This window comes from Pseudacidovorax sp. 1753, assembly GCF_040544975.1.
Taxonomy (GTDB): Bacteria; Pseudomonadota; Gammaproteobacteria; order Burkholderiales; family Burkholderiaceae_C; genus Xenophilus.
This window is the reverse complement of the sequence record NZ_JBEPKY010000009.1, coordinates 18,460-30,875: the sequence shown is the minus strand read 5'-3', so window position 1 is coordinate 30,875 and position 12,416 is coordinate 18,460. Positions and strand designations below refer to the sequence as shown.

The 12,416-nt window shown below is 71.0% G+C and carries 13 protein-coding genes; 6 read left to right on the top strand and 7 right to left on the bottom strand.

Annotated elements, in window-relative coordinates; all coding sequences use genetic code 11:
* Window positions 1–37 precede the first annotated feature (37 nt).
* Window positions 38–628, top strand: coding sequence for an NADPH-dependent FMN reductase (locus ABIC63_RS12605; protein WP_294372659.1), 591 nt, complete (start codon window positions 38–40; stop codon window positions 626–628).
* Between the two features lie 47 nt (window positions 629–675).
* Here ABIC63_RS12605 and ABIC63_RS12600 read toward each other — a convergent pair whose 3' ends face one another.
* The 7 genes from ABIC63_RS12600 to ABIC63_RS12570 form a co-directional block, all read right to left on the bottom strand.
* Window positions 676–2,214 (bottom strand): ABC transporter permease/substrate-binding protein, encoded by a 1,539-nt coding sequence (locus tag ABIC63_RS12600; RefSeq protein WP_294372656.1) that lies wholly within the window; start codon window positions 2,212–2,214, stop codon window positions 676–678.
* Between the two features lie 149 nt (window positions 2,215–2,363).
* Window positions 2,364–3,179 carry an aldolase/citrate lyase family protein gene (locus ABIC63_RS12595; RefSeq protein WP_294372652.1) on the bottom strand — a complete coding sequence of 272 codons (816 nt, stop codon included), beginning with the start codon at window positions 3,177–3,179 and terminating at the stop codon, window positions 2,364–2,366.
* An 8-nt stretch (window positions 3,180–3,187) separates the two neighbouring features.
* Window positions 3,188–4,006 (bottom strand): 2-oxo-hept-4-ene-1,7-dioate hydratase, encoded by an 819-nt coding sequence (gene hpaH, locus ABIC63_RS12590; protein WP_294372650.1) that lies wholly within the window; start codon window positions 4,004–4,006, stop codon window positions 3,188–3,190.
* Window positions 4,003–4,878: a fumarylacetoacetate hydrolase family protein gene (locus ABIC63_RS12585; RefSeq protein ID WP_354320004.1), complete on the bottom strand. Its 876-nt coding sequence runs from the start codon at window positions 4,876–4,878 to the stop codon at window positions 4,003–4,005. The genes hpaH and ABIC63_RS12585 overlap by 4 nt, the downstream gene beginning before the upstream one ends.
* Window positions 4,875–5,777, bottom strand: a complete 903-nt coding sequence (locus ABIC63_RS12580; RefSeq protein WP_354320003.1) for an amidohydrolase family protein — start codon at window positions 5,775–5,777, stop codon at window positions 4,875–4,877. Before ABIC63_RS12580 ends, ABIC63_RS12585 begins: the two co-directional genes overlap by 4 nt.
* Window positions 5,778–5,794: 17 nt before the next feature.
* A complete protein-coding gene (locus ABIC63_RS12575; RefSeq protein WP_354320002.1) occupies window positions 5,795–6,241 on the bottom strand; it encodes a RidA family protein in 447 nt (148 codons plus the stop codon).
* The gene (locus tag ABIC63_RS12570) at window positions 6,199–7,194 is read right to left on the bottom strand and encodes a Bug family tripartite tricarboxylate transporter substrate binding protein (RefSeq protein WP_354320001.1); all 996 of its coding nucleotides are present in this window, start codon (window positions 7,192–7,194) and stop codon (window positions 6,199–6,201) included. The genes ABIC63_RS12575 and ABIC63_RS12570 overlap by 43 nt, the downstream gene beginning before the upstream one ends.
* A gap of 156 nt (window positions 7,195–7,350) precedes the next feature.
* Between ABIC63_RS12570 and ABIC63_RS12565 the strand changes: the two genes are divergently transcribed.
* The 5 genes from ABIC63_RS12565 (at window position 7,351) to ABIC63_RS12545 (ending at window position 12,414) form a co-directional block, all read left to right on the top strand.
* Entirely contained in the window at window positions 7,351–7,968 is a 618-nt protein-coding gene (locus ABIC63_RS12565) for a flavin reductase family protein (RefSeq protein WP_294372634.1), read from the top strand.
* Window positions 7,969–7,984: 16 nt separating this feature from the next.
* On the top strand, window positions 7,985–8,788 hold the full coding sequence (locus ABIC63_RS12560) for an IclR family transcriptional regulator (RefSeq protein WP_354320000.1): 804 nt from the start codon (window positions 7,985–7,987) through the stop codon (window positions 8,786–8,788).
* Window positions 8,789–8,960: 172 nt separating this feature from the next.
* The gene (locus ABIC63_RS12555; RefSeq protein ID WP_354319999.1) at window positions 8,961–10,040 is read left to right on the top strand and encodes a purine-nucleoside phosphorylase; all 1,080 of its coding nucleotides are present in this window, start codon (window positions 8,961–8,963) and stop codon (window positions 10,038–10,040) included.
* Between the two features lie 37 nt (window positions 10,041–10,077).
* Window positions 10,078–10,992 carry a LysR family transcriptional regulator gene (locus ABIC63_RS12550; protein ID WP_354319998.1) on the top strand — a complete coding sequence of 305 codons (915 nt, stop codon included), beginning with the start codon at window positions 10,078–10,080 and terminating at the stop codon, window positions 10,990–10,992.
* A gap of 279 nt (window positions 10,993–11,271) precedes the next feature.
* The gene (locus ABIC63_RS12545) at window positions 11,272–12,414 is read left to right on the top strand and encodes an ROK family protein (protein WP_354319997.1); all 1,143 of its coding nucleotides are present in this window, start codon (window positions 11,272–11,274) and stop codon (window positions 12,412–12,414) included.
* The last annotated feature ends 2 nt before the right edge of the window (window positions 12,415–12,416 follow it).

Below are 12,416 nucleotides of genomic sequence, written 5' to 3'. Positions count from 1 at the left end.
GATCACGGATGATCGGGGCTCCCTCACAGGAGCACGCATGCCCGACAAGATCCTCGTCTTCTACGGTTCCTACCGCGCCGACCGCATGGGCATCCGCCTGGCGGACTACATCGTCGCCCAGCTCAAGGCGCGCGGCGCCGAGCCCGAACTCATCGACGCCCAGGCCGTGGGCCTGCCCATGCTGGACCGCATGTACAAGGAGCATCCCAAGGGCCAGGCGCCCGCGGCCATGGAGGCGCTGGCCGGCAAGATCCGCGACGCGGATGCCTTCGTGTTCGTCACCGGCGAATACAACTGGGGCGTGCAGCCGGGCCTGAAGAACCTCACCGACCACTTCCTGGAGGAATGGTTCTGGCGGCCCGCCGCCATCGCCAGCTATTCGGCCGGCCGCTTCTCGGGCGTACGCTCGGGCACGGCCTGGCATTCGATCCTGTCGGAGATGGGCATGGTGGTGATCTCCAGCACGCTGGCCGTGGGCCCGATCTCGCAGACGCTGGACGACAAAGGCGAGCCCACGGGGGATGCGGGCAAGTCGCTGGCGCGAGCATTCCCGCGCTGGGCGGACGACCTGGCCTGGTGGACGAATGCGGCGCGGGTGCAGCGGGCGACGCAGGCGCCGCCGTATTGAGCCGGGGCAGGGCCGGCGCGCACGGCCGGCCGGGCGCGTGGCCAAGCTCAACCGGTGGGGGCGCGGCGGCGGCGCAGCAGCGCTTCCAGTCCTTCGAACAGCAGCTCCGACATCAGTGCCAGTGCCGCGGCCGGAAGCGCGCCGGCCATCAGTAGCGCGCGGTCGTTGAGGGCCAGGCCGGTGACGATGCGCTCGCCGAATCCGCCCGCACCGATGAAGGCCGCGATGGTGGCCGTGCCCACGGCGATGGTGGTGGCGGTGCGCACACCGGCGATCAGCGTCGGCAGCGCCAGCGGCAATCGCACCAGCCGAAGGTTTTGCGCCCCGGTCATGCCCAGTGCCGTGCCGGCCTGCACGAGGCCCGCGGGCACCTCGGCCAGGCCGGTCACCGCATTGCGCATGATCGGCAGCAGCGCATAGAGCGTGAGCGCCACCAGCGCCGGCAGCGTGCCGATGGCGCCCAGCGCCGAGATCAGGATGGCCAGCAGCGCCAGCGAGGGCACCGTCTGCAGCAGGCCTGTCAGGCCCAGCACCACCGCCCGCAGGCGGACATGCGCGAACACCGCCATCGCCAGCGGCAGGCCGATCAGCAGGGCCAGGCCGACCGAGATGGCCACCAGCATCAGGTGCTGCCGCGCCAGTCGGCCCAGGTCGGGCCCGACCAGCTTGGCGATGAAGCCGCGCGCGGCGTCGGTGTCTGCGGGCTTGCCGCCGGCCAGGAAGTCGCGCGCGATGTCGGCGAAGGCGGCGCCCTGCAGCTCGGCCCGCGCGTTCATGCGGATCATGGCGGCCTCGTCGATGCGACCCTCCAGCTGCTGCAGCGCGGCCCAGGCCTGGGGCAGGCGCTGCGGCAGGTCCAGGCGATAGAGCAGCACCGCGTCGTAGCGCGGAAAGTAGCCACGGTCGTCCTGCAGCACCCTGAGGCCCAGGTGCTCGATCTTGGCGTCGGTGGTGTAGATGTCGATGACGTCCACCTGGCCGGCGCCGATGGCGTCGTAGGCCAGGCCGTGGTCCAGCCCGGTGGGCCGCTGCGGCAGGCCGTAGCGCGCGGCCACGCCGCGCCAGCCGTCGGCGCGGCCGATGAATTCATTGGTCAGGCCCAGGCGAAGCTCGGGGTGCTTCGCCAGGTCGCCCAGCGTGCGGATGCCGAGGCGTTCGGCCTCGGTGGCGCGCATGGCCAGCGCATAGCCGTCGTTGAAGCCCAGCGGCACGGCCATGCCCAGGCCCAGCGGCGCGAGCGCGGCCCGCATCGCCTCGGGCGCGAGCGGTTGCGGGCTCTTGAGGATCTCCAGCGCGATGGTGCCGGTGTACTCGGCATAGAGGTCGATGCCGCCGGAGCGCAGGGCCTCGTACACGATCGCCGTGTTGCCCAGGCCCTGACGCACCGTCGGCGCGCGCTGCAGATGGGGCGCGGCGGTCCGGGCCAGCAGCTCGGCCAGGATGTAGGACTCGGTGAAGCGCTTGGAGCCGATGCGCAGTTCGCCTTCGTCGCGTTGCTGGGCCCAGGCGGCCTGTGCGGCGAGCAAGGTCAGCAGCAAGAGGGCCAGCCAGAAGCGGAGGCGGGGAGGGCGAAGGGCGGCGGTCATCCGGCCAGTATGGCCGGGCTGCGTGCCGGGCGGCTGGGACACGCCGGCCGCCCGCGCGTCGGCTGGCGCCGTCTTGCCCGCGGGCCGGGCCGTACCCCATCCGGCCGGGAGAGCGGCGCGGGCGGACGCGGGAGCCGGGGTGGTCGAGTTCAGTAAGCGCTGCGAGCAGGGCTCGCGCCAGCCTGTCGCCAGCGCGCGGCGCTCGCATCCAGCGTGCTGCGCAGCGCCACCAGGTCCAGCGCCGTGGCGACGAAGAGCGCGCCCAGCGCCAGGCACTGCCGCGCCCGGGCCTCGTCCACCATCAGGATGCCGGGCGCCTTGCCGGCCGCACGGATGCGGCGGATGGCGTCGTCGATTGCGGCATCCACCTCGGGGTGGCGCGGGTTGCCGGCGTGACCCATGCTGGCCGACAGGTCGGCCGGGCCGATGAAGACGCCGTCCACGCCCTCGACCGCGGCGATGGCCTCGATCTGGTCCAGCGCCTCGCGCGTCTCCACCTGTACCAGCACGCACAGCTCCTCATGCGCGCGGGCCACGTAGTCCGCGGTGCGGCCGAAGTTGCTCGCGCGCATGGAGCCGCCCATGCCGCGCAGGCCGGCAGGCGCATAGCGGGTGGCGGCCACGGCGGCGCGGGCCTCGTCGGCGTTCTGCACGAAGGGCAGCAGCAGGCTCTGCGCGCCCACGTCCAGGTAGCGCTTGATGAGCACGGGGTCGTTCCACGCGGGGCGCACCACCGGGGCGCAGGGCATGCAGCCGGCGGCAGGCTGGGCGGCGGCCACCGCCTGCAACTGCTGCAGCATCAGCGGCACGTCGCTGGGCGTGTGCTCGGTGTCCAGCAGCATCCAGTCGAAGCCGGCGCCGGCCACCAGTTCGCTCACGTAGGGCGAGGGCAGGGTGGACCAGACGCCGATCTGCGGCCGGCCTTCGGCCAGGGCCTTCTTGAAAGGGTTCGGGAGCAAGGCCATGGCCGTCCTCAGCTGAAGTGGCAGGCCACGCTGCCGAAGTCGCCGTAGTCGGCCACGATGGTGTCGCCCTGCGCCACATCGATGGGCCGGATGAAGGAGCCAGCCAGCACCACCTCGCCCGCGGCCAGCGTCACGCCGTGGCGATGCAGGCGGTTGGCCAGCCAGGCGATGCCGTGGCCCGGATGGTTGAGCACGCCAGCGGCCAGGCCGGTTTCTTCCACCTCGCCGTTGCGGCTGACGATGGCGCCGATGCGGCGCATGTCCACGTTGAGCTGATCGGGCTTGAAGGGCCGCCCGCCCAGCACGATGGCGGCATTGGCCGCGTTGTCGGCGATGGTGTCCAGCACGGTGCGGGTGCGGCCGGTGGCCGGGTCAACGCGCTGGATGCGCGCGTCCAGGATCTCCAGTGCCGGCACCACGTAGGCGGTGGCATCGAGCACGTCGAAGAGCGTGCAGTCGGGGCCGGCCAGCGGCTTGGCCAGCACGAAGGCCAGCTCCGCCTCGACCTTGAGCTGCAGAAACCGCCCGACGGGAATGGTGGCGCCGTCGCGGTAGAACATGTCGTCCAGCAGCACGCCGAAGTCGGGCTCGTCGATGCGCACGGCGCGCTGCATGGCCTTGGAGGTCAGGCCGATCTTGTGGCCCTTGATGGTGCGACCGGCCTGCTGCTTGAGCGTCATCCAGGCGGCCTGGATGGCATAGGCATCGTCCGTGGTCATGCCCGGATGGGCCAGCGACAGCTGGCCGCAGGGCACGCGGCTGCGCTCGGCCTCGTCGAGCCGGGCGGCGGCCTCGCGGCAGGCTTCGGGGCTGAGGGTGGTGCTCATCGCGGTTCGGCCTCCACCACGTTGCGCAGAGTGCCGACGCCGCTCACTTCGACTTCCACCACGTCGCCCGGCTGCAGGAAGCGCGGCGGGTCGAAGCGGATGCCGGCGCCGATGGGCGTGCCGGTGGCGATCACGTCGCCGGGCAGCAGCGGCGTGAAGGTCGACAGGTAATGCACCAGGTAGGCGAAGTCGAACATCAGGTGCTCGGTCGTGTCCTCCTGCCGCGTCTCGCCGTTCACGCGGGTCTGCACGCGGAGCTTGCCGAAACCGTCGGGGTATTCGTCGGCCGTGACCAGCCAGGGACCGATGGCGCCGGAGCGGAACCAGTTCTTGCCCTGCGTGACGTTGAACTTGGCATGGTGCACCCAGTCGCGGATGGTGCCTTCGTTGATGCAGGTGAGCCCGCCGATGTGCGCCAGCGCCGATTCGCGCGGGATGCGCCGGCCGCCCTGGCCGATGACGATGCCGATCTCGCCTTCGTAGTCCAGCTGCTGCGATTCGGCCGGCTGCAGCAACGGCGCGCCGTGGGCGCTGAAAGAGTCGGGCACGCGCATGAAGATGCTCGGATAACGCGGCAGGTCGCTGCCGTCCTTGTACTCGGCGTTGCGGTGCGCGTAGTTGACGCCGATGCAGAAGATGCGCCGTGGTTCGCGCACGGGCAGGTCGAGCTGCACATCGGCCAGCGCATGGTCGGCGCTGGCGCCGGTCCAGGCCTCGTGCGCCTGCGCCATGGCAGGCCCGCCTGCTGCCAGCAGTTCACGCACGCCGGCGATGGCGGGCAGCCGGCGGCCCAGGTCGATCACGCCCTGGCCGGACGCGTCGAGCGCGCCCCAGCTCTCACGACCCTTGTGGGTGTAGCTCAGCAGCTTCATGCGGCCACCTCCGCGTGGGCGTCGAAGCCGAAAAAGGCAGCGGGGTTGTCCACCAGGATGCGGCGCAACATCGCCTCGTCGGGCGCGAAGCGCGTCAGCAGGTCGAGCAGCGCGCCCTCGTTGGGTGGCTGCTTGAGCGAGATGGGATGCGGCCAGTCGCTGCCCCAGACGCAGCGGTCCGGCGCGGCGTCGATCAGGCGGCGCGCCAGCGGTACCACGTCGTCCCACGGCTCGCCGCTGTGCGAGAGCTTCTCCGAGAGGGACAGCATCACCCAGAAGTTTCCTCGCTCGAACAGGTCCAGCAGGCAGCGCAGGCTGGCATCGGCCTCGCCGGCGGCGGGGTCGGCGCGGCCCATGTGGTCCACCAGCACCGGCACCTCCAGGTGGGCAAAGGCCTTCATCTGCTCCGCCACGCCCTTGGGCTCTGGCTGCACCTTCACGTACCAGCCCAGCTCGCGCACACGGCCGAGCGCACGGTCCATCTCGGCCGGGCCGAAGCTGATGCCCAGGCCGCCGCGGGTGAAGCGGGCGCCGCGCACACCGGCGGCATGCAACTGTTGCAGATAGGCGTCGTCGCGCTCGATCAGCACGGCGGCATTGGCACAGCCCAGGTAGCGGCGCGGGCCGTCGCCGTTGAGGCCGGTCAGCGCATCGAGCACCACCTGGTGGTCGGCGCCGTAAGTGGTGGCCTGCACGATGACGCCGCGCTGGATGCCCAGCGTGGCATGCAGACGCTGCGCCACCTGCCAGGTGGCGGTGGGCATCTCGTAGGCGGCGCCGGGGCGCACGGGGTAGCGATCGGGCGGGCCAAAGACATGGAACTGGCTGTCGCAGGCCAGCGCCGGCAGTGGCCGGGCCGGCGCGCGCGGATGGGGGTCGAAGGGCAGGTAGTCTGGCATGGCAGCGGTCAGGCGAATCAGGCGATGTAGGCGGTGAACACGCACTCGATGAGCTTGCCCATGTCGAGCTCGGGTGCGTGGATGGCGTGGCGCGCGGGGCGTGTGGCGGCGTCGGGGAACATCTCCAGCCAGGGCACGTTGAGGGCGGGGCGCTGGCTGCGGTCCTTCATCCAGACGGTGACCTTGACCACGTCGGCCGTGCTGCCGCCTGCGGCTTCGACGATGCGGCGCAGGTTGTCCAGCATGTGGCGGCACTGGGCCTCGATGCCCTCGGCGATCTGGCCGGTGGCCGGGTCGGTGCCGAGCACGCTGCCGCTTTCGACCAGTGGGCCGATGCGGCAGGCGGCGGGAATCGGGTTCTTGTGGCCGAAGCCGCCCACGTAGATGGCGGTGCGGCCGGCGGGCGCGGCGCGCCCGAGGCTCACTGGGCCGTGATGTTGGCCTGCTTGATGATGGGGATCCATCGCTTGTCTTCCTTGTCGAGGAACTGGGTGAATTCGGTGGGCGTCATGGCGCGGGCCTGCGAGCCCAGCACGTTGAAGCGCTCCTGCACGGCCTTGTCGGCCAGGATCTTCTGCAGCGCCTGTGAGAGCTTCTGCACGATGGCCTCGGGCGTGCCCTTGGGCGCCATCAGGCCGGTGAAGGTCTCGGTGCTGAAGTCCTTGAAACCGGACTCCTGCAGCGTGGGCACATCGGGCAGCTGCGGCAGGCGCTGCGGCGAGGTCACGGCCAGCGGCCGCGTGCGGCCCTGCTGGATGAAGGGCTGCGCCACGGAGATCTGGTCGAAGTTGAAGTCCACCTGCCCGCCCAGAAGGTCGGTGGTGGCAGGAGCGTTGCCCTTGTAGTGCACGGTGACCCAGTGGGCGCCGCTGTCGCGCTGCAGGTATTCGCTCACCAGGTGGTTCTGCGTGCCGGCGCCGGGCGAGGCCATGGTGAGCTTGTTGCCGGGCTTCTTGCCGGCCTCGATCAGCTCGCCGATGGTCTTGTAGGGCGTCGACGGATTCACCTGCAGCACCAGCGGCGTGAACGAGACCGAACTCACCGGCACGAAGTCGCGCCGCCAGTCGTAGGCGTCGCGCTTGAAGATGGTGGGCGAGAACAGCAGCGGCCCGTTGGCCGTCATGAAGAAGGTGTAGCCGTCGGGCGCCGCCTTGGCGACGAACTCGCCGGCGATCAGCCCGCCCGCGCCGGGCTTGTTGTCCACCAGGAAGGGTTGCTTGAACTGGGCCTGCAGCTGGTCGCTGATGATGCGCGCGGCCCCGTCCACATTGCCGCCCGGCGGATAGGGCAGCACCAGGCGCACCGGCTTGTCGGGCCAGTTGCCCGCGGCTTGGGCCTGGGCTGCGATGGGGGCGAGGGAAAGGACGGCGCCGGCGGCAGTGGCCGCGGCCAGGCACAGGGCCTTGGATCGATGCATGAGTCTTGTCTCCGTTGGGCTGCTCGGGCAGCGTTCGCTGGTGGCCCCACTGTAGGAAGCGAAGGCACGGGGCCGCAATGCGAACTTCGCAGATAAGTCCATGATGTGGACTTTCCGGCTTCGCGGACTTCGAGGGCCGCGTCCACAATGCGGACCATGCAGATCGACCCCCACACCCTCACGCCCGAAGCCACCTACCGCCTGCTCAGCGGCCTGGTGGTGCCGCGGCCCATCGCGTGGATCAGCACGCTCTCGCCCACCGGCGTGGTCAACCTTGCGCCCTTCTCCTGCTTCACCTTCGTGTCGAACAAGCCGCCGCTGCTGGGCGTGAACGTCGGCCGCAAGGCCGGGCGGCGCAAGGACACGGCCGCCCACATCCACAGCCGCGGCGAATACGTGGTGCACATCGGCGATGCCTCGCAGCTCAACGCCATCCACGAGAGCAGCGAGGAGCACCCCGAGGACGTGAGCGAGGCCGAGCTGCTGGGCCTGGCCACGCTGCCCGGCGAGACGGTGGCGGTGCCGCGCCTGCGCGATGCACCGGTGGCCATGGAATGCCGGCTGTCGCAGGTCATCCCCTTCGGCGAGACGGGCGCGGAATTCATCGTCGGCGAAGTCACGCGCTTTCACCTGCGCGACGGCCTGATGAACGACGGCAAGGTCGAGACGATGGCCCTCGATCCTGTGTGCCGCATCGGCGGGCCCAACTACGCCACGCTGGGCCGCATCGTCACGCTGCGGCGCATGCAGCAGACCGAGAAGTCGGTCCTCTGATTCCCGCGCGTCGCGCATGACCGGCAGCGAAGCCGCCACCGCACCGACCACCGGCGCACAGTCCGTGCGCCGCGCCCTGGCCGTGCTGCGCATCGTGGCGGCCGGGCAGGAGCATGGCGTGCGCCTGCTCGACGTGGCCCAGGCCACCGGCCTGAACCGCGCGACGGTGCACCGGCTGCTGCAGGTGCTGGTGGAGGAGGGCGCCGTGGAGCAGGACGCTGCCACGCGCCGCTATCTGATCGGTGGCGAGGTCTCGCTGATGGGCCTCGCGCGCTCGGCCGGCTTTCCCTTGCGCGCGGTGGCGGCGCCGCACCTGCAGGCGCTGGCCGAGTCCGAAGGCGAGACCTGCTTCCTCACCATCCGCAACGGCGACGACTCGGTCTGCCTGGCGCGGCATCCGGGCAGCTATGTGATCAAGGTGCTCTCCATCGAGGTGGGGGCGCGCCGGCCGCTGGGCGTGGGCGTGAGCGGCCTGGTGCTGCTGGGCGGCCTGCCGGAGGATGAGCGGGCCGCCATCATCGAACGCAACCTGCGGCGGCTGCGGGCGCTGCGCATCGCGCCTGAGGAACTGCGGCAGCGCCTGCGGCTGCTGCAGCGCCGCGGCCATGCCTATGCGCCCGTGGGCGTGGTGCCGGGCACCCGCGCGCTGGCTGTGCCGGTGCGGCATCCGGACGGCGAGATGCTCGCCGGCCTGGCCGTGACCGCCATCCGCGAACGGCTGCCGGACGAGCGGGTGCCGAAGCTGGTGCAGGCCATGGAGCGGCACGCGCGGCGCATCGGGCAGCAATGGGCGGAGCGGGAACGGGCGCGCCAGCGCTGACGGCCGTCAGTGCACGCGGTGGTCTTGCAGGTGTTCGAAGCCTTCGCACGCCCCGCGCGAAATTCGGTGCTTCCCGGCATCGGGCAGGCTGCCTAGCATCCGCACCCGCGGGCGCCTGGGCCGAACAGCCTCCGGCCCTCGACCACACCACCCCTTCGAAAGACCTTTGCCGATGTCCTCTTCCCCCCTCTCCTGGCTGCGCATGGCCGGCCTGGCCCTGGCGGCCGCGCTGGCCGCGGGCTGCGCCTCCACCCAGACGGCCGCACCGACGGCGGCGTCGACGGCGCCCATGGCCGCACCCGCGCCCACCGCTGCGGCGCCTGTGCGCGTCAAGGTCTTCGTGGCCGCCATGTTCGAGATCGGCCAGAACACCGGCGACCGCGCCGGGGAGTTCCAGCACTGGTACGAGCGCTACTGGCGCAACAGCGCGCCCGTCGCCGTGAAGGGCGCGCTGAGCCCCGTGTACTGCAATGCCGATGGCGTCTGCGGCGCGGTGCTAGGCATGGGCAAGGTCAATTCGTCCTCGTCGATGCAGGCCGTCCTGCTCGACCCGCGCTTCGATTTTTCCGAGTCGTATTACATCCTCTCGGGCGTGGCCGGCACGCCGCCCTCGCGCGGCACCATCGGCATGGTGAGCTGGGCCACCTGGCTCGTCGACTACGACCTGGGCCACCGCTGGGCGCCGGAAGAGAACACGGCCGGCGCGCCCACCTTCATGCCGCGCAAGGGCTACGAGAACTACCGCCGCTTCCAGCTCAACCCGGCCCTGGTCGGCTGGGCCATGAAGCTGTCGGCCGACACGCCGCTGGCCGACGACGACAAGGCCCGCGCCTACCGCCTGCGCTATCCCGACGCGGCCGCCCGCCGCGCGCCCTTCGTGGGCACCGGCACGCACATGACCGGCGACACCTTCTTCCACGGCCCCGGCCTGTCGAAGGAGGCGCAGTACATCGCCAAGCTCTACGGCGCCGACGACTACGTCATCACCGAGATGGAGGCGGCTGCGATCACGCTGGTCATCAACCGCACCCACGGCACCAGCCGCGTGATGAGCCTGCGCGGCGCCGTCAACTTCGACCAGGGCAACCCGCGCGAGACCACGCTGGCCCATCTGGACCCGGCGCCGGGCGAGACGGCCGGCGGCTTTGCCGAGACGGTGCTGAACATCGAGCGCGTGGGCGCGCGGGTGGTGGACCACATCGTCGCCAACTGGCCGCAGTGGCGCGCCGGCGTGCCGCCGATGGCGCCTTGAGGTGGGGCCGGCACGGGGCCGCCGCTACAGTGCCGGCATGCATGCCAGCGTCCTCAAGTACTTCGTCGAAGTGGCCCGCTGCGGCTCGGTGCGCAAGGCTTCCGAGCAGCTCTTCGTCGCGGCCAGCGCGGTCAACCGCCAGATCCTCAAGCTGGAAGAGGAGTTGGGCTGCGAACTCTTCGACCGCCTGCCCGCCGGCCTGCGCCTGAATCCGGCGGGCGAGCGCCTGCTGCGCCATGCGCAGGAGACGCTGCAGCAGTACCAGCTGGTGCGCACCGAGATCGATGCCCTGCGCGGCGAGCGCAGCGGCGAGGTCAAGGTCGCGGCCATGGATTCCTTCTTCGAGGAACTGCTGCCGTCCACGCTGGAGGAGTTTCTCCAGGTCTTTCCCGCGGCGAGGTACAGCCTGGCCGCGGTCCAGCCCATGGCGGTGCCGCCCATGGTGCTGACGGGCGAGGCCGACCTCGGCCTGTGCTTCCTGCACCGCCTGCCGGCTGGCGTCGATGTGGTCGCCCGGGCCCGGCTGCCGCTGGGCGTGGTGATGCCGCCCGGCCATCCCATGGCCGCCCTGGCCGAGGTGCCGCTGGCCGAGTGCGCCCGCTATCCCTTCCTGCGTTCGGGCACGCAGCCGGTCATCGACGCGGCGCTGTCGCCGGAGTTCGCCGCCTTCTGGGAGGCGATGACGCCCGCGGCCACCTGCAACTCGACCCCGCTGCTCAAGCGACTGATCCGCGCGGGGCGCGGTGTCTCCTGCTTTTCGAAGATCGCCTTCATGCAGGAGCTGGCGCGGGGCGAGCTGGTGTGGCGGCCCTTCGCGCTGCCGGCCGTGAATGCCCTGCAGGTGGGCGTGCTGCTGCCCTCGCAGCGCAGTGTGCCCGGCGTGTGCCGCGACTTCGCCGAGCGCATGGCGCGGCGGCTGGCGCAGCTGGAGCGCGCCGCGAGCGCGCTGTAGCCGGCGCGCCTGCGACGCCCAGCTGGGCTCGCTCCGGCTTCAACTGAGGCTGAGGCTGAGGTTGAGGTTGAGGTTGAGGTTGCCGTTGGCGCGAGGCTTTGCTCCCTCTCCCCTCGCGCGTGAGGGCGGGGAGAGGGGCCCCAAGCACCCCCATCGCCCAGCCACAGGCTGCCTTCCTACGCCCATCGCCGCCTCCCGCCGATGCGCGTTGCCGCCGCCGCCGCCCCCTCGCACCGGCCTTTGGCCGTCAGCATCGACCCATCCACTGCCCCCACACCGATGCCCAAAAAGACCGCCGACCGCGACGCTCCCTCGTCCACCCGCAGCCGCCCGCATCACCCGCCCAGCGTGGTCGGCGCCCACCACGGCATGCTGGACCTGGCCTCGGTGCGCATCGCGGGCTACAACCTGGAGGTCAAGGACGACGAGGGCTTCATCGGAGACCGCGCCAGTCAGGGTGCGTTCCGCGACCTGCTCGACGACTGGCGCCGCCGCTGTCGCGAGCGCGGTGAGGCCGATCCCTTCGGCAAGCTGCCCTCGCGCAAGCTGAGCAAGAAGCGCATCGACAAGGCCCTGGCCGATTCGCCCAACGTGGGCGCGGACGTGGTCAATGGCGCGATCGAGGAATTCGCCATCGGCCTCACGCAGGTGATCCAGCGCTTCATGCGGCAGAAGTCGTGGAAGGGCGTGCAGCGCATCGTGGTGGGCGGCGGATTTCCCGAAAGCGACGCTGGCGAGCGCGCGATCCTGGAGGCCGCGGCCCTGTGCCATGTGCAGGAGCTGCCGGTGCAGCTGGCCCGCCTGCGCCACGAAGTGGACGACGGCGGCTTGATCGGCTGGGTGCATCTGGCCCCGGCCCATTTCGTCGAGCATGACGACGCATTGCTGGCCCTCGACATCGGCGGCACCAACGTCCGCTGCGGCGTGGTGCGCTTCCGCCGCGACAAGGCCGAGGACCTCTCACGCGCCGACGTGGTGTGGCGCGAGAAGTGGCGGCATGCGGACGACAAGCCCAGCCGCGCCGCGTTGGTCGAGCAACTGGCCCTGATGCTGGAAGAAGCCATCGCGTTCGCGCACCAAAAGAAGATCAGGCTGGCACCTTTCATCGGCATCGCCTGCCCCGGCCTGATCCGCGAGGACGGCACGATTGCGCGCGGCGCGCAGAACCTGCCGGGCGACTGGGCGGCCGACACCTTCCACCTGCCGACCAAGCTGCGCGAGCGGTTGCCGCTGATCCGCCACCAGCCCACGCAGGTGCTGATGCACAACGACGCGGTGGTGCAGGGCCTGTCGGAGCTGCCCTTCATGCGCGACGTCAAGCGCTGGGCCGTGCTGACCATCGGCACGGGGCTGGGTAATGCGAGCTACGTGAATGCGCGGATCGACCGCGAGGCCGTGCGCAGGATCGACAAGCGGCGCTGAAT

Coding starts and splice junctions, on each gene's coding strand:
- ABIC63_RS12605 (WP_294372659.1), top strand. CDS start 38: ATGCCCGACAAGATCCTCGTCTTCTACGGTTCCTACCGCGCCGACCGC.
- ABIC63_RS12600 (WP_294372656.1), bottom strand. CDS start 2,214: ATGACCGCCGCCCTTCGCCCTCCCCGCCTCCGCTTCTGGCTGGCCCTC.
- ABIC63_RS12595 (WP_294372652.1), bottom strand. CDS start 3,179: ATGGCCTTGCTCCCGAACCCTTTCAAGAAGGCCCTGGCCGAAGGCCGG.
- hpaH (WP_294372650.1), bottom strand. CDS start 4,006: ATGAGCACCACCCTCAGCCCCGAAGCCTGCCGCGAGGCCGCCGCCCGG.
- ABIC63_RS12585 (WP_354320004.1), bottom strand. CDS start 4,878: ATGAAGCTGCTGAGCTACACCCACAAGGGTCGTGAGAGCTGGGGCGCG.
- ABIC63_RS12580 (WP_354320003.1), bottom strand. CDS start 5,777: ATGCCAGACTACCTGCCCTTCGACCCCCATCCGCGCGCGCCGGCCCGG.
- ABIC63_RS12575 (WP_354320002.1), bottom strand. CDS start 6,241: ATGGATCCCCATCATCAAGCAGGCCAACATCACGGCCCAGTGAGCCTC.
- ABIC63_RS12570 (WP_354320001.1), bottom strand. CDS start 7,194: ATGCATCGATCCAAGGCCCTGTGCCTGGCCGCGGCCACTGCCGCCGGC.
- ABIC63_RS12565 (WP_294372634.1), top strand. CDS start 7,351: ATGCAGATCGACCCCCACACCCTCACGCCCGAAGCCACCTACCGCCTG.
- ABIC63_RS12560 (WP_354320000.1), top strand. CDS start 7,985: ATGACCGGCAGCGAAGCCGCCACCGCACCGACCACCGGCGCACAGTCC.
- ABIC63_RS12555 (WP_354319999.1), top strand. CDS start 8,961: ATGTCCTCTTCCCCCCTCTCCTGGCTGCGCATGGCCGGCCTGGCCCTG.
- ABIC63_RS12550 (WP_354319998.1), top strand. CDS start 10,078: ATGCATGCCAGCGTCCTCAAGTACTTCGTCGAAGTGGCCCGCTGCGGC.
- ABIC63_RS12545 (WP_354319997.1), top strand. CDS start 11,272: ATGCCCAAAAAGACCGCCGACCGCGACGCTCCCTCGTCCACCCGCAGC.